The sequence below is a fragment of the Zoogloea oleivorans genome (assembly GCF_008107625.1).
In the GTDB taxonomy this organism is placed as follows: Bacteria; Pseudomonadota; Gammaproteobacteria; order Burkholderiales; family Rhodocyclaceae; genus Zoogloea; species Zoogloea oleivorans.
Genome location: NZ_SDKK01000012.1, coordinates 74,356 through 89,803 on the forward strand (window position 1 = coordinate 74,356; position 15,448 = coordinate 89,803).

The following is a 15,448-nucleotide window of genomic DNA, read 5'->3' on the forward strand; positions in this document are numbered from 1 at the left end:
ACGCGGCGGTGACGGCGCTGGCGCGGGCCCGTGCCAGACCGGGTGAAGATCAGAATTCGGGAGAGAAATAATGAGTGTGCTTGAAACCCAGGGCTTCAAGCTCGACAACTCGGGCAAGCGCGTGGTGGTTGATCCGGTGTGTCGCATCGAAGGCCATTTGCGCGTCGAAGTGAATATCGACAGCAACAATGTCATCCGCAACGCGGTGTCCACCGGCACCATGTGGCGCGGGTTGGAGGTGATTCTCAAGGGCCGCGATCCGCGTGATGCGTGGGCTTTCACCGAGCGCATCTGCGGCGTATGCACCGGCACCCACGCGCTGACCTCGGTGCGCGCGGTGGAAGACGCCCTCGGCATCCAGATTCCCGACAACGCCAACATCATCCGCAACCTGATGCAGCTGGCGCTGCAGATTCACGACCATCTGGTGCACTTCTACCACCTGCACGCACTCGACTGGGTGGATGTGGTGTCGGCGCTGAAGGCCGATCCGAAGCGCACCTCCGAACTCGCCCAGAGCATTTCGGCCTGGCCGCTGTCGTCGCCGGGCTACTTCCGCGACGTGCAGAACCGCCTCAAGAAGTTCGTCGAATCCGGCCAGCTTGGCCCCTTCATGAACGGCTACTGGGGCAACCCGGCCTACAAGCTGCCGCCCGAAGCCAACCTGATGGCGGTCACCCACTACCTGGAAGCCCTCGATTTCCAGAAGGAAATCGTCAAGATCCACACCATCTTCGGCGGCAAGAACCCGCACCCGAACTGGCTGGTGGGCGGCGTGCCCTGTGCCATCAACATGGAAGGGGCCGGTGCGGTGGGGGCGATCAACATGGAGCGCCTGAACCTGATCAGCTCCATCATCGACCGCTGCATCGAGTTCATCGACATGGTCTATGTGCCCGACCTGCAGGCCATTGCCGGCTTCTACAAGAGCTGGACCTACGGTGGCGGGCTGTCGAGCCAGTGCGTGATGTCCTACGGTGACATTCCCGACAAGGCCAACGACTACTCGGCCAGCAACCTGCTGCTGCCCCGCGGCGCCATCATTGGCGGCGATCTGAGCAAGATCCACGAAGTGGACCTGCGCGACCCGGAGCAGGTGCAGGAGCACGTGGCCCACAGTTGGTACAAGTACCCCGACGAATCCAAGGGCCTGCACCCGTGGGATGGCGTCACCGAACCCAACTTCGAGCTGGGCAAGGCCACCAAGGGCACCAAGACGCGCATCGAGAACATCGACGAAGGCGGCAAGTATTCATGGATCAAGGCCCCGCGCTGGCGCGGCCACGCCATGGAAGTCGGCCCGCTGGCCCGCTACATCATCGGCTACGCGCAGAACAACGCCGAGTTCAAGGAGCCGGTGGACAAGCTCCTGCACGACCTTGACCTGCCGCTGACGGCGATCTTCTCGACCCTTGGCCGCACCGCGGCGCGGGGCCTGGAGGCGTCCTGGGCGGCGCACAAGTCACGCTACTTCTTCGACAAGCTGATGGCCAACCTCAAGGCCGGCGACCTGAACACCGCCAACATCGAGAAGTGGGACCCGAGCACCTGGCCGAAGGAGGCCAAGGGCGTCGGTTTCACCGAAGCGCCGCGCGGTGCGCTGGGCCACTGGATCCGTATCAAGGACACCCGCATCGACAACTACCAGGCGGTGGTGCCGACCACCTGGAACGGTGGCCCGCGGGATGCGAAGGGCCAGATCGGGGCTTTCGAAGCCTCGTTGATGGACACCCCGGTGGCGAAAGCCGACGAACCGCTGGAAATCCTGCGGACCCTGCATTCCTTCGACCCGTGCATGGCGTGCTCTACCCACGTCATGTCGCCGGATGGGCAGGAAATGGCGTCGATCAAGGTTCGCTAGGGAGGCCGTCATGCTTTCACAACAAGACATGCTGGAGGCCGAAAGGCACGGCCGGCAAGTACGTTCGATTTACGTGTATGAAGCCCCGGTGCGCCTGTGGCACTGGATCAATGCGCTGGCGGTGGTGGTGCTGGCGGTCAGCGGCTATTTCATCGGCAAGCCGCTGCCGACCATGCCGGGCGAGGCCTCCGACAACTTTCTGATGGGCTACATCCGCTTTGCCCACTTTGCCGCCGCTTACCTCTTCGCGGTGGGGCTGCTCGGGCGGGTTTACTGGGCCTTTGTCGGCAACCACCACGCCCGGCAGATTTTCAGGCTGCCGATCACCAATGCGCACTGGTGGAGCGAGGTGTTCTTCGAGTTGCGCTGGTATCTGTTCCTCGAGAAGCAGCCGAAGAAGTACGTCGGCCACAACCCGATGGCTCAGTTGATGATGTTCTTCTTCTTTACGATCCTGGCCATCGGCATGTTGTGCACGGGCTTCGCGCTGTACAGCGAAGGCCTGGGTCTGGGCTCGTGGGCAGATACGCTGTTTGGCTGGGTGTTGCCGCTGCTGGGCGGCTCAATGCAGGTGCACAGCCTGCACCGGCTGGGCATGTGGATCATGATGAGTTTCGTCGTGGTGCACGTGTATGCCGCCATCCGCGAAGACATCATGAGTCGCCAGAGCCTCATCTCGACGATGATCTCGGGCTGGCGGATGTTCAAGGATTGAGGGCGCGTGCATGACGACCCGACCAAAACTCAGTGGACCATCGAAACCAGATAGATGAAGCCCGAGGTGACGGCGGTGAGCAGGACGACCACTGCGCTGCCCGCCGCAAGAATCGGCGTGTAGCTGACAATGGCGAAGTGCTTGCCGCAGTGCTTGCAGCGGAAGTATTCGGTGAAGTTGATGCCGGCAAAGCGGTGCGGATGCATGCGCGACAGTCGCACATCGGTGCTCTTGCAGTGTATGCAGTGGGGGCTGGTGCTCAGGGCCAGCGTGAAGCGACGGGCAGGTCGGCGCGATGAGCCGTCCCGGCCCGCCGCTGACGTGGTCGGGTCGCCGGCTGCCCGCGTCCTGACGGAGGGCATTTCACTGTCCGGTGCGCTGCTCTTGATCCGGGCCAGCTCCCGGTTTACCTGGGTACGCCGGAGCAGGAAGAAGGCCAGACCACCGGTGATGAAGGCCACAAAGGCTACTGCGCCCATGGTGACGTAGGGGCCGATGATGTCCCAGTAGGCGCGCCCTTGCGGTTCCCCGGATGTCGATGCAGTGGCCGGTTCTGCTCCGCCCTTGGCGGCGTTGCCCTGGCCCTTGAGTTCCTTCAGCTTCTCCTGGCCGTGCCAGGCCGCGTCGGCGGGTGTCATGCCTGCCCGGAAGAGGATGATGGCGTCGTCAAAGGCGAAGCCGGCTTCCCACCAGGCCAGCCGGTCTCTGGGCGTGAGTCCTTCGCGTTTCCATTGGGCCGGGTCCGAGTGGTCGAGGTCGGCCATCATGGTCCGGCTGCTCTTGGTCGAGTCCAGCCACTCCCGCGCTTCGTCTGCGTCGAAGCCCTTGTCCGACCAGGTTCGGGCAACGAGAGGGGTGAAGCCAGCATGCTTCCAGTTTGTCGCGTCGTGAGGCGTGAAGGCATAGGCCTGCCACTCCCGCGCCTCCACGGGCGTCATTCCCGTGTCTTCCCAGCGGGTGATCTTCTGGACGGGCAGAAGGAGTTCGTCCTTTGCCTTGCTGTCCTTTTCTGCCGTCGCGGCGCTCTGCGGCGCTGCCGCGGTGGCTGCTTCCGTAGGCGTTTGGGCCGAGGCTGGGGACGCCGCGAGGGCAAGGGCGGAGAGGGCGGCTAAAAGGACTTTCATGGGAACAGGACAATAAATCACCAGACTCTCAAACGTACCGGGAAATCGTCTCTCAATGCGACAAAAGTCATAGGGTTTAATGCCTTTGATTTTCTTTGAAAATGCTTTCATCAGGCGATTGTATGTGTTTGGAATGTTGTCCGCAGCTTGGCTGCGTCCATTTCGGAAAAGGTGTTCAGACCAGGGGTGGTGTCCGGAGGATGTGAAACCATTTCCATGGGATGGTGTGCTGGGTGAGAGTCTGGCTTGCGGTTGTTGGTGAAAGTGGATGTATTGTTTTCACCTTCGCGGTGGGGTGTCGCGACGGTTACAGGTAAATCCGCTTCTGTGCGCCTTTTGAGTCAGCCGGCACGGAACTTGATTGTGTAAGGGGTCCCGTTACACAAATTCTATCCATGTCTTCTTTGCCCCGCATTCTTGTTCTGGGTATCGGCAACATCCTGTGGGCCGATGAAGGTTTTGGCGTGCGCTGCGCTGAGGCCCTGGCCGAGCACTACGTGATGCCCGATCACGTGACGGTGATGGATGGTGGTACCCAGGGACTCTACCTGCTGCCCTACGTAGAGGAGGCAAAGCGCCTGCTGGTCTTCGATGCCGTCGATTACGGGGACCCGCCGGGCACCCTGCACATTGTTGTCGGCGACGAAGTGCCGCGCTTCATGGGTGCCAAGAAAATGAGCCTGCACCAGACCGGTTTCCAGGAAGTGCTGGCCTCCGCCGAGCTGCTGGGGCGCCTGCCGGACGAGCTGGTGCTGATCGGTTGCCAGCCGGTCGAGCTGGAGGATTTTGGCGGCAGCCTGCGCGATGCCGTCAAGGCGCAGATCGCCCCGGCCATCGATGTGGCCTGCGAATGGCTGACCCGCTGGGGCGCACCACCGGTGCGCTGGGAGGGGGCGGGGCGGCAGCTTAATGTGGACAGCCTGTTGATGTCCGCCTACGAAGCCGGCCGGCCAAGCGCACGGGCGGCCTGTCGCACCGGCGATGCCCGGTTCATGCAGGAGGACTGAACCCGTGTGCCTCGGTGTTCCGTATCGCGTCATGGAATCCACGGCCTGGATCGCCCGCTGTGAAGGGCCGGACGGCGAGCTGCTGATCGATCTTTCCCTGGTCGGTGAACAGCCCGTGGGCACCTGGCTGCTGACCTTTCTCGGTGCCGCGCGGGAAGTCATCGACGCTGCGCGGGCGACGGCCATCAACAACGCACTGGCCGCCCTCGACGCCGCCATGCTCGGCGACACGGCGCGCATCGACGCGCTGTTTGCCGACCTGGTGGACCGGGAACCGGCCCTGCCCGATCACCTCAAGGACCTGCAATGACTCTTCAGTTTGCCCCGCCCCAGTCGTCCCTCGACAAGCTCGATGCAGCCCTCCGGCGCCTCGTCGAGCGGCACGGCTTTGTCCGGGTGGCGGATGCCGCCGCCTTCGAGGCGGGTGAGGGTTTTGTCCTGCTGCTCCTCACCGATGACCCGCAGCGCAGTCCCGAATCCCTGGACGTGGCCGTTGTGCTGCCGGAGGCCCTCAAGGTGCTTGGCCTGCCGGCCCGCTGCTTTGCTGCCGACTCGATGCATAGCCCGGGTCTTGGCAAGCGCTACGGTGTCAATCGCTACCCGGCCGTGGTGGCCCTGCGCGACGGCGCCTACCTGGGCACTTTCAGCGGCATTCTCGACTGGATGCCCTTTGTTACCGAACTTCGCCGTCTCGCCGAAGCGGCGCCCAGCCGCCCGCCGATTTCCATTGCCAGCCAGGATGTCAGGAGCTGCTCATGAAACCTTTTCCGATTCCAGTGGTGCCCGTCGGCCCGGGTAGCCAGACCGACGAGTCCCCCGATTACCTGGCCATGCCCAGTGGCATGAACACCTTCCAGGCGCCGCGTCTGCCGGAGGCTGCCACGGCTGCCGACATTGGCCGGGCAGTGGAAATCCTCGAAGGCCTGCTGGCGGTGATGCGCGTCCAGCCCATCGATGTGCCCCGGCCGGCGACGGCCGCGCTGGATGGCGAGTCGGCCGGCGTGCGCGAGGTGCTGACCCAGTCCCTCGGTTTTGGCGAAGTCTCCGCCTTCACCCTGGCGCCGACCCGCGTGCGGGTGCAGGAAACCGCCTTCGCCGCCCTGTGGCGCGTGCTGGAGGAGGGCGAGGGCGGCGGTATCGTCGCCGATCGCCTGGAAGCCAGTGCCGTGCCGATGGCGCTTTACGCCGCCATGCGTGCCACCAGTCTGCCCGAGCTCGCCGTGCCGGCCCTGCTGCCCAACATGATGAACGGCGAGGCCTTGCTGGCCGAAGTGCAACTGCAGTGCGCTCGCCACCAGCCCGGCAAGCCGGCCCACGTGATCAACCTGACTCTGCTGCCGGTTACCGACACCGATCTCGACTACCTCTACGGCGCCCTTGGTCACCGGGAGGTGTCGATCCTGTCGCGCGGCTACGGCAACTGCCGGGTCACCAGCACCCGGCTGGCCAACGTGTGGTGGGTGCAGTATTTCAACAGCATGGACACGCTGATTCTCAACACCATCGAGGTGGTGGACATGCCCGAAGTGGTGCTGGCCGCCGCTGAGGATTACGCCGACAGCGTCGAGCGCCTCGGTGAATACATCGCCATGCTGAAGGAAGATTGCTGAGCATGTTTGAAGGCTCCTTCCTTGGCGACGGCGGCAAGCTCGCCGATACCGACCGGCTGGAATGCGGCATCTGCTGGAGCGTCTACGACCCGGCGGAAGGTGACCCGCACTGGAACGTGCCGGCCGGTACGCCCTTCGCGCAGTTGCCGGAGCACTGGCGCTGCCCTACCTGCGACGCGCCGCAGCACAAGTTCATGGTGCTCCGGAATGATTGAGCTAGCGGGCGCCGCTGAGCTCGTCGGGCGCATCGAGGCCCATTACCAGGCGGTAGCGCTTGGCCCGATGGCCGACATGCCCCTGTGCAATCCGCGGCTGTCGGTGCGACTGGTGCAGATGGTGGCGTGGGAGGAGGGATATTTAGGCGTGCTTGTCATGCCCTGGGCGATCAACCTGCTGCGTCTGCCGGGGGCTTCCGCCTGGCCGCAGGCGGCGCCGCTGGCCAAGCAGGTGTTGCGCTTTCCGAGTGGCGACTATGTTTTCGTCCACGGCAACGACGTGGGCTTCGGGCCCTACCAGGTGTGTTCCCTGTTCTCTCCGGCGCTTGAGTTCGATTCGATGGAGGCCGCTTGCGCCACCGCGGTCGCCGCGTTGCTGGCCTTGCTGCGTGTGCCAATGGCGGTGCCGGAAGTGCCGCAGGCCGCCGAGCCGGTATCCCGCCGTCGCTGGTTGTTCGGTCGCGGGGATGCCCGCCGCACTGACGGTCATCTGCGGTGAGTACGCCTGGCCGCCTGACTCTCGCCGGTGGCTTGAGCGTTTCGGCCCGCTGGAAGGATGGGGTCCTCGACAACTGGCAGGTGTGTCTTGTCCGTCCGCCAGTGGCGCGGGCGCTGGTTGGCCTGGCGCCGTCCGAGGCGCTGGCGCGGCTACCCCTCTATTTCAGTTTGTGTGGTCAGGCCCAGCGGGAGGCCGGTCGGCTGGCCCTCGAAGCGGCGGGCTACGCCGAGGACGAACCCGTCGCGTCGTGGCTGCTGTGGGCGGAATGCCTGCATGAGCACCTGTGGCGTCTGCTTCTCGACTGGCCGCAAACCTTTGGCGAGCCGCCGCAGAGCGCCGCTTTTGCGGCCTGGCGGGCGGCGCGGGGGCAGGGGCGCCCGGTGCTGCTGGATGCGACTACCCGCTTGATTGACGACGTATTGCTCGGTCGTTCCGGCGCAGGTCTGGTCGCCCGCGGCCTGATCCGCCTGCAGGCCGAGGACGATTCGGCCCCGCTGTGCGCTGGCCTCGAGGTGCGGCTGGCGGCTGTGGTGGCAGCGGCGCAGGCGCTGGCGGCCGATGCGGCCTACCCCCACGGCGAGACGGGCGAGCCGGCGCAGGGGTGCGGTGAAGCGTGGATCCATACGGCGCGCGGTGCCCTCCACCACGGCGTGCAACTCCTCCGCGGAAGCGTCGCCGGCTGGCAGGTGGAGGCGCCGACCGATCGCAATTTTCTCGACGAAAAGGGTATCGTGAGGCGATTGCCGGCGAGCCTGGGTTCCCCCGCGCTGGCGCGTCGTGCAGTGGAGCGGGCCATATTGGTGCTCGATCCCTGCGTGCCGTTTTCGGTGGAGATTTCGAATGCATGAAATGTCGCTGGCGGAAGGTATCCGCCAGATCGTCGAGGATGCCGGGCGCAGCCAGGGTTTTGGCAAGGTGAAGATCGTCGTGCTGGAAATCGGCGAGCTGTCGTCGGTGGAGCCCGAAAGCCTGCGCTTTTGCTTCGACGTGGTTATGAAGGACAGCATCGCCGATGGCGCGCAACTGCAGATCGACCCGGTGCCCGGCAGTGGCTGGTGCATGCAGTGCGCCGAAACGGTGCCGATAAGTGCCCTGTACGATCCTTGCCCGAAGTGCGGCAGCTACCAAGTGCAGGCCACCAGTGGCACCGAGATGCGGGTCAAGGAACTGGAAATCGAATGAAGGTGGTTTGAATGTGCAATGTGTGCGGTTGCGGAACCGGTGAAACCCGCATCGACGGCGAGGCTGTCGATCACGAACAGGAACACGAGCACGTGCTTGCGGACGGCACGGTGCATCGGCATAGCCACGGCCCGGCCGGCCAAAAGTGGGCGCCGGTGGCGGCAGGCCATGCGCACAGCCACGGGCCCGAGGGCGAGCACGTGCATGAAGACATGGACGGCAGCCTCCACTACGGCCACGGCCCGGCCGGTGCCCACGCACCGGGCATGAGCCAGGCCCAGATGGTGAAGATCGAGCAGAACATCCTTGCCAAGAACGACGGCTTTGCCGAGCGCAACCGCAGCTGGCTGGCGGAGCGGGGCATCCTGGCCCTCAACCTGGTGTCGAGCCCCGGTTCCGGCAAGACGACGCTGCTGGTGCGCACCATCGAAGCGCTGAAACGCCGAGTGCCCGTCGCTGTTGTCGAAGGCGACCAGCAGACCAGCTTCGATGCCGAGCGCATCCGTGCCACCGGCGCCCCGGCCCTGCAGATCAACACCGGCAAGGGCTGTCACCTCGACGCCCACATGGTCGGCCGGGCGCTGGAAAAGCTGGCTCCGTCCGACAACAGCGTGCTGCTCATCGAAAACGTCGGCAACCTGGTGTGCCCGGCCGCCTTCGACCTGGGCGAAGCCGCCAAGGTGGTGGTGCTGTCGGTCACCGAGGGCGAGGACAAGCCCCTCAAGTATCCCGACATGTTTGCCGCCGCCAGCCTGATGCTGGTGAACAAGATCGACTTGCTGCCCTACCTGAACTTCCCCGTGGACAAGGCCATCGAGTACGCCTTGCGGGTCAATCCGAAGCTCCAGGTGATCCAGGTTTCTGCCACTACCGGCGCCGGTTTCCACGAATGGCTGGGCTGGATCGATGCCCGGCTGGCCGAGGCCGTGGCCGCCAGAACCCGGTGATGTGCCCATGCTGATGATCGTTGATCCGACCCGCGTGGCCCGCCGCCTGCGCGTGCGCGGCGTGGTGCAGGGCGTGGGCTTCCGGCCCTTCATCTACCGTTTCGCCAACAGCCTCGGGCTGGTGGGCTGGGTGCGCAATGACGGGGGCGGGGTAGAGATCGAGATCCAGGGCAGTGAGCCGATCCTCGATGCTTTCACCCAGTGCCTCGCCAGCGAGGCGCCGCCCCTGGCACGAGTGGATTCCATCGAGCCCGAGGTGATTCCGCCCGATCATTCGCGCAAGGATTTCACGATCTTGCCGAGTGTCGAGGGCATTGTCGCTACCGCCATCGGGCCGGATGTGGGCGTGTGCCCGTCCTGCCTGTCCGAACTTTTCGACCCGCAGGACCGGCGCTGGCGCTACCCCTTCATCAACTGCACCCACTGCGGCCCGCGCTACACCATCACCCGCAGCCTGCCCTACGACCGGGCGCGCACCAGCATGGCGGCCTTTACCCAGTGCCCCAGCTGCGATGCCGAATACCGCCACCCGGGCGACCGGCGCTTCCATGCCGAGCCGAATGCCTGCCCGGAATGCGGGCCGCAACTGAGCCTCCACGAGCCCCACGGCGTGCCGGCCCTGGCCCGCGACGCGGTGGCCGAAACCCTGCGCCGCCTGCAACTGGGCGAAGTGGTCGCCATCAAGGGCCTCGGTGGTTTTCACCTGGCCTGCGACGCCGCCAATGGCGATGCGGTGCTGCGCCTGCGTGTGCGCAAGCGCCGTCCCCACAAGCCGCTGGCGCTGATGTTTGCCAACGTGGCCAGCGTGGCCCACTGGGCCAGGGTGTCGGCCGCCGAAGCGGCCACCCTCGAAAGCCCCGAGCGGCCCATCGTGCTGCTCGAAAAGCTGCCCCACTTTGACGACACCCTGCCGGGCGTCGCCCCGGGCCTCGACGAAGTCGGCGTGATGCTGCCCTACACGCCGCTCCATTATCTGCTCTTCCACGAAGCCGCCGGCCACCCGACCGGCACCGCATGGCTCGATCAGGTCCAGCCTGCCATCTTCGTGATGACCAGCGCCAACCCCCACGGCGAGCCGCTGGTGCAGGGCAACGACGAAGCCTTCGAGCGCCTGGCCGAGATTGCCGACGTGCTCCTGATGCATAACCGCGACATCGTCGTGCGCTGCGACGACTCGGTGCTGCGCGTGCGCGCCGACCTGCCCTCGGGGCCGGGCGATGCGGCCGGTGCCGGCGTGCAGTTCCAGCGCCGCGCGCGGGGCTTCACGCCGCTGTCGATGCCGCTGCCGGCCGACGGCCCGGCGGTGCTGGCCTTTGGCGCCCACTTCAAGGCGACCCTGTGCCTGACCCGCGAGAAAGAGGCTTTCCTGTCGCAGCACATCGGCGGCCTCGACAATCCGGCGGCATGCACGGCCCTCGACGAAGCGGCCGAGCACCTGCAAAGCATCCTGTCGATGCGCCCGGCGGCGGTAGCCCACGACGCCCATCCGGATTACTACTCCACCCGCGCAGCCTTTGCGCTGGCCGAAAAGCTCGACGTGCCGCTGATTGCCGTCCAGCACCATCACGCCCACATCGCCGCCGTGTGCGCCGAGCATTGCCTCGACGGTCCGGTGCTTGGCCTGGCGGCGGACGGCGTTGGCCTGGGTACCGACGGCATGCCGTGGGGCGGCGAGCTGATGGTCGTCGATGGTGCCGAGTTCCGGCGTCTTGGCCACCTCAGCCCCTTGCCGCTGCCCGGCGGCGACCGCGCCGCGCGTGAGCCCTGGCGCATGGCCTGCGGTGTGCTCCATGCCCTCGGCCGGGGTGACGAAGCCATCGAACGCTTCGCCGCCCAGCCCAATGTCGAACAGGTGCTCGGCATGCTGGTGCGTGGCACGCGCTGTCCGCCCACCACCAGCCTGGGGCGCTGGTTCGACGCCGCTACCGGCTTGCTCGGGGTGTGCGACACCATGACGTTTGAAGGCCAGGCCGGGATGGTGCTCGAAACCCTGGCACGGCGTTTTGGCGAGAGCCTGGCGCTGCCTGGCGGCTTCCACATCGACAAGCGCCCGCCGGACGGCCTGTCGGTGCTCAACCTGTATCCGCTGCTCAACCAGCTGATCGACGAGAACGATGCCGCCCGCGGCGCCGCCCACTTCCACGCCACGCTGATTGATGGACTGGTGCAGTGGATTGGCGACGCCGCCCACGCTACCGGCCTGCGCCGCGTGGCCTTGTCCGGCGGCTGCATGCACAACCGGCTCCTTGCCACGGGGCTGCGCAAGCGGCTGGCCGCCCGCGGGCTGGCGGTGTTTGAAGCGCAGCACGTGCCACCTGGCGACGGCGGTCTCGCCCTTGGTCAGGCCTGGGTGGCCCGGGCCCTGCTGGCGCGGGGTGTGCTGTGAGCAAGCTGGCCCGCAGCGTTGCCTCCGTGCACCGCCTGGAAGACATTCCCAACGTCGGCCAGGCCGTTGCCGACAAGTTGCGCCGCATCGGCATCACCACGCCGGCCGATCTCGTGGGCGCCGATCCCTACGCGCTCTACGCCACGCTGAACGCCGAGATGGAGGTCTGCCACGATCCGTGCCTGCTCGACACCTTCATTGCCGCTACCCGCTTCATGGCCGGGGAGCCCGCCAAGCCCTGGTGGGCCTACACGGCCGAACGCAAGGCCTGCTGCAGCCAGTACAAGGACAAGTAAAGCATGTGTCTCGCCATTCCGACCCGCGTGGTCGAACTCCTCCCCGACGGCCAGGCCCTGGTGGACCTGGGCGGCGTGCGCAAGGCGATCTCCCTTGAACTGGTGGATGACGTGGCCCCCGGCGACTACGTGATCGTCCACGTGGGCTACGCCCTCACCAAGCTCGATCAGGAGGAGGCCGAGCGCACCCTCGCGCTGATGGTCGAGGCCGGCATCGACGTTTCCGGCGAGGCCGCCTCCGCATGAAGTACGTGGATGAGTTCCGCGATGGCGAGGTGGCCCGAGGGCTGGCCGAGGCCATCGCCCGCGAAGCCCGGCCGGATCGCCGCTACGCCTTCATGGAGTTCTGCGGCGGCCACACCCACGCCATTTCCCGCTACGGCGTGGCCGACCTGCTGCCGCCCCAGGTGAAGATGATCCACGGCCCCGGCTGCCCGGTGTGTGTGCTGCCCATCGGGCGCATCGACCAGATCATCCGGCTGGCGCTGGAGGAGGGCGTCACCGTGTGCAGTTACGGCGACACCTTGCGCGTGCCGGCTTCCGAAGGCCTGTCGATGCTGCGCGCCCGCGCCCGCGGTGCCGACATCCGCATGATCTATTCCGCCGCCGATGCGCTGGCCCTGGCGCAGAAGGAGCCGGCGCGGCAGGTGGTGTTCTTCGCCATCGGCTTCGAGACCACCACGCCGCCCACCGCGCTGGTGATCCGCCAGGCGGCGCAGCTGGGGCTGAAGAATTTCAGCGTGCTGTGCTGCCACGTGCTGACCCCGTCGGCCATCACCGCCATTCTCGAGTCGCCCGAGGTGCGCGAGCTGGGCACCGTGCCGCTGGACGGTTTCATCGGCCCGGCCCACGTCAGCACCATCATCGGCAGCCGCCCCTACGCCCACTTCGCCGAGGAGTACCGCAAGCCGGTGGTCATCGCCGGTTTCGAGCCGCTGGACGTGATGCAGGCCATCCGCATGCTGGTGCGCCAGGTGAATGAAGGGCGCGCCGAAGTCGAGAACGAATTCACCCGTGCCGTTACCGAAGACGGCAACCTCAAGGCCCAGGCCCTGGTGTCGGAGGTCATGGAATTGCGTCGCGAGTTTGAATGGCGCGGCCTCGGCGTGGTGCCCTATTCGGCCCTGCGCATCCGTGAGCGCTACGCCGCCTTCGACGCCGAGGCGCGCTTCGGCCTCACATACCAGGGCGTGCCCGACCACAAATTCTGCGAGTGCGGGGCCATCCTGCGCGGGGTCAAGCGGCCCCTCGACTGCAAGCTGTTCGGCACCGTGTGCACGCCGGAAACGCCGATGGGCTCGTGCATGGTGTCGTCCGAAGGGGCGTGCGCCGCGCACTACACCTATGGTCGTTTTCGCGATATTCCGGTTGTTGCTGCGTGATGGAGCAAGGCTGGGCGGGGTTTGTGCCGAAAGGGTGCAGGGGCCGTATGCAAGCCCCTGCCCTGATTGAGGTATTTGCTGGGAGAGGGGTAAATCTTGTCTTTTCGCGGCCGATAAGCCGCCACACGGTCCGTTTCGAGGCCGGGTAAGGAGACAAGAAGTGAATCTGTTCAAGAAACTGCGGGGCGCCTCCGCCCCGGGCGTTGTGACCCTCCAGTGCCGCGCATCGGAAGTGGGCCAGACCCTCGCCTCCGCCTCGATCAGCCCGACCTTCGTCAGTGGCTACGTGTCTCCCCACGTGGACATCGAGCCGGTTGCCCGTGCGGTGACGGCGCGCTTTCCCGGCGTGCCGCTGATGCTGTGCTCCACTGCCGGTGAGCTGTGTGCGAGCGATGAAAGCCTCTACTGCCGCACCGGCGACAGCTGGGACCGGGTGGTCCTGCAGTGTTTCGACGCCACGCTGATCGCCCGTTCGCAGATCGTCGCGATTCCCCTCGGCAGCGAAGACATGCGCCGCGGCAACAGCGAAGTGTCGGTCAAGGAGCGCGTGGCGCGCATCGCCCGCAACATCCAGTCGGCCCGGGTGGAGGTGGATATCGACTACCGGGACACCCTGGCCTACATCATGTTCGACGGCCTGTCGGCCTCTGAATCCTTCTTCATGGAAGCGCTCTACGATTCCGGGCGTTTCCCCTGTCTGTTTGTCGGCGGCTCGGCCGGTGGCAAGTTCGACTTCAAGAACACCTGGATCCACGACGGCACCCGCAAGCTCGAGAATCACGCCCTGATCGCTTTCCTGAAGGTGGCCAAGGGCACCCGCTTCGGTGTGCTGAAGAGCCAGAACTTTGTGCCCGACGGCCCGCATTTTCCGGTCATCGGGGCCTCGCTGGAACAGCGCTACGTGAGCCAGGTGATTGATGCCGACGGCCGCATCGTGCCCTTTGTGGACGCCCTGTGCGCGCACTTCCGCTGTGCCCCGCGGGAGCTGGAAGGCAAGCTCGCCGATTACTCTTTCGCCATCCAGGTCGGCAAGGAGATTTTCGTGCGTTCGGTGGTGAACGTGAATGTTGCCGCCGGGCGGGTCAATTTCTACTGTGACATTTCCCCGGGTGAAGAACTGCTGCTGGTGCGCCGTACCGGCCTGGTGCACAGCACCGAGCAGGATTTTCGCACCTTCATGGCCGGCAAGCCCGGCGCCCCGGTGGCCGGCATCCTCAACGACTGCATCCTGCGTCGCCTCTACAACGACAAGGAATTGTCCAAGGTTGGCTCGGCCCTGCCGTGCCAGCAGATGGCGGGCTTCTCCACCTTCGGCGAAATCCTCGGCCTCAATCTCAATCAGACGCTGACGGCGGTGTTCTTCTTCCGGGTGCCGGAGGGCACGCCCTTCCGCGATGATTACGTGGACAACTTCGTTGCCCATTACGGCGAGTTCAAGGCCTTTTTTCTGCGTCGCCAGAGCGCCAAGCTGGCCGGGTTGTCGCGGGTCATCGTCAAGCAGATCGCCGACTACCAGGACCAGCAGTTCGACAGCCAGCTCGATCCGTCCAGCTTCGACGACAACATCGGCCTGGTGGTGTATGGGCTCAACAGTCTTGGCCAGACCCTGAAAGCATCCAACGATCTGCGCAAGGACACCGGCCGCCAGCTGGAATCCTGTGCCGGCGACCTGTACGCCTCGGTCGGCGCCCTGGCCGGCCACATCCAGGAGCAGGAACAGGTGGTGCACGAAGCCGGCGAGACCGTCAGCGACCTGACCCGCCAGGCGGCCGCGGCCGCCGACAGCGCGCGCAAGCTGGCTCACGCCAGTGGTCGCATCCAGGGCGTGGTGGAAGTCATCCAGCAGATTGCCGACCAGACCAACCTGCTGGCCCTGAATGCCGCCATCGAAGCGGCCCGGGCCGGTGAGGCCGGCCGCGGTTTTGCGGTGGTGGCCGACGAGGTGCGCAAGCTGGCCGAGAAATCCCGCATGAGTGCCGGCGAGATCGGCGTCGACATCTCGACGCTGGCCAGCGAGATCGGCCGGGTGGCCGGCGAGATCGAACGCCAGGCCGGTGATGTCTCCAACCTGTCCAGCATGCTCACCAATATCGAGGCCTTCAGCGGCAAGACTGCCGAGACCGCTGGCCATACCCGGGGCGTCGCCGACACCCTCAAACATCTCACGGAGAACCAGCTCGTCCAGGCTTGAACGGCTCCGGGCTTGCCCCGGCGCTTCCCGTCG

17 protein-coding genes and 1 pseudogene are annotated in these 15,448 nt (G+C 65.8%); 17 read left to right on the forward strand and 1 reads right to left on the reverse strand.

Translation table 11 applies throughout. The features are described 5' to 3' along the window. Positions 1–70: 70 nt before the first annotated feature. Positions 71–1,861 (forward strand): nickel-dependent hydrogenase large subunit, encoded by a 1,791-nt coding sequence (locus tag ETQ85_RS13685; protein WP_148579633.1) that lies wholly within the window; start codon positions 71–73, stop codon positions 1,859–1,861. A 10-nt stretch (positions 1,862–1,871) separates the two neighbouring features. After that, a complete protein-coding gene (cybH, locus tag ETQ85_RS13690; protein ID WP_148579634.1) occupies positions 1,872–2,576 on the forward strand; it encodes a Ni/Fe-hydrogenase, b-type cytochrome subunit in 705 nt (234 codons plus the stop codon). Positions 2,577–2,605: 29 nt separating this feature from the next. On the opposite strand, the gene ETQ85_RS13695 is transcribed toward cybH, so the two are convergent. Continuing rightward, positions 2,606–3,700: an IS1 family transposase gene (locus ETQ85_RS13695; protein WP_148579635.1), complete on the reverse strand. Its 1,095-nt coding sequence runs from the start codon at positions 3,698–3,700 to the stop codon at positions 2,606–2,608. Positions 3,701–4,095: 395 nt separating this feature from the next. Between ETQ85_RS13695 and ETQ85_RS13700 the strand changes: the two genes are divergently transcribed. From ETQ85_RS13700 to ETQ85_RS27445, 15 genes and pseudogenes are all read left to right on the forward strand, one after another. Further along, a complete protein-coding gene (locus tag ETQ85_RS13700; protein WP_148579636.1) occupies positions 4,096–4,707 on the forward strand; it encodes a HyaD/HybD family hydrogenase maturation endopeptidase in 612 nt (203 codons plus the stop codon). Beyond that, complete coding sequence (locus ETQ85_RS13705) at positions 4,682–5,017, forward strand: HypC/HybG/HupF family hydrogenase formation chaperone (protein ID WP_281283091.1); 336 nt, start codon at positions 4,682–4,684, stop codon at positions 5,015–5,017. The genes ETQ85_RS13700 and ETQ85_RS13705 overlap by 26 nt, the downstream gene beginning before the upstream one ends. After that, a complete protein-coding gene (locus tag ETQ85_RS13710) occupies positions 5,014–5,466 on the forward strand; it encodes a thioredoxin domain-containing protein (RefSeq protein ID WP_148579638.1) in 453 nt (150 codons plus the stop codon). Before ETQ85_RS13705 ends, ETQ85_RS13710 begins: the two co-directional genes overlap by 4 nt. Further along, positions 5,463–6,317, forward strand: a complete 855-nt coding sequence (locus ETQ85_RS13715; protein WP_148579639.1) for a hydrogenase expression/formation protein — start codon at positions 5,463–5,465, stop codon at positions 6,315–6,317. The genes ETQ85_RS13710 and ETQ85_RS13715 overlap by 4 nt, the downstream gene beginning before the upstream one ends. Positions 6,318–6,319: 2 nt before the next feature. Then, positions 6,320–6,532, forward strand: coding sequence for a rubredoxin (locus ETQ85_RS13720; RefSeq protein ID WP_222862163.1), 213 nt, complete (start codon positions 6,320–6,322; stop codon positions 6,530–6,532). Next, entirely contained in the window at positions 6,525–7,031 is a 507-nt protein-coding gene (gene hybE / locus ETQ85_RS13725; protein ID WP_148579641.1) for a [NiFe]-hydrogenase assembly chaperone HybE, read from the forward strand. The genes ETQ85_RS13720 and hybE overlap by 8 nt, the downstream gene beginning before the upstream one ends. Next, entirely contained in the window at positions 7,028–7,879 is an 852-nt protein-coding gene (locus tag ETQ85_RS13730) for a hypothetical protein (RefSeq protein ID WP_148579642.1), read from the forward strand. Before hybE ends, ETQ85_RS13730 begins: the two co-directional genes overlap by 4 nt. Beyond that, positions 7,872–8,213, forward strand: coding sequence for a hydrogenase maturation nickel metallochaperone HypA (gene hypA / locus ETQ85_RS13735; protein WP_148579643.1), 342 nt, complete (start codon positions 7,872–7,874; stop codon positions 8,211–8,213). The genes ETQ85_RS13730 and hypA overlap by 8 nt, the downstream gene beginning before the upstream one ends. An 11-nt stretch (positions 8,214–8,224) precedes the next feature. Then, positions 8,225–9,160 (forward strand): hydrogenase nickel incorporation protein HypB, encoded by a 936-nt coding sequence (gene hypB / locus ETQ85_RS13740; RefSeq protein ID WP_148579644.1) that lies wholly within the window; start codon positions 8,225–8,227, stop codon positions 9,158–9,160. A 7-nt stretch (positions 9,161–9,167) separates the two neighbouring features. Beyond that, positions 9,168–11,546: a carbamoyltransferase HypF gene (gene hypF / locus ETQ85_RS13745; protein ID WP_148579645.1), complete on the forward strand. Its 2,379-nt coding sequence runs from the start codon at positions 9,168–9,170 to the stop codon at positions 11,544–11,546. Further along, on the forward strand, positions 11,543–11,842 hold the full coding sequence (locus ETQ85_RS13750) for a helix-hairpin-helix domain-containing protein (RefSeq protein WP_148579646.1): 300 nt from the start codon (positions 11,543–11,545) through the stop codon (positions 11,840–11,842). Before hypF ends, ETQ85_RS13750 begins: the two co-directional genes overlap by 4 nt. A gap of 3 nt (positions 11,843–11,845) precedes the next feature. Continuing rightward, positions 11,846–12,088 (forward strand): HypC/HybG/HupF family hydrogenase formation chaperone, encoded by a 243-nt coding sequence (locus ETQ85_RS13755; RefSeq protein WP_148579647.1) that lies wholly within the window; start codon positions 11,846–11,848, stop codon positions 12,086–12,088. After that, positions 12,085–13,224 carry a hydrogenase formation protein HypD gene (gene hypD, locus ETQ85_RS13760; RefSeq protein ID WP_148579648.1) on the forward strand — a complete coding sequence of 380 codons (1,140 nt, stop codon included), beginning with the start codon at positions 12,085–12,087 and terminating at the stop codon, positions 13,222–13,224. The genes ETQ85_RS13755 and hypD overlap by 4 nt, the downstream gene beginning before the upstream one ends. Before the next feature lie 232 nt (positions 13,225–13,456). Continuing rightward, a pseudogene (locus ETQ85_RS27440) lies at positions 13,457–14,533 on the forward strand (FIST signal transduction protein); the annotation flags it as partial. Then, on the forward strand, positions 14,516–15,415 hold the full coding sequence (locus ETQ85_RS27445; protein WP_425473128.1) for a methyl-accepting chemotaxis protein: 900 nt from the start codon (positions 14,516–14,518) through the stop codon (positions 15,413–15,415). The pseudogene ETQ85_RS27440 and the gene ETQ85_RS27445, both read left to right, overlap by 18 nt. The last annotated feature ends 33 nt before the right edge of the window (positions 15,416–15,448 follow it).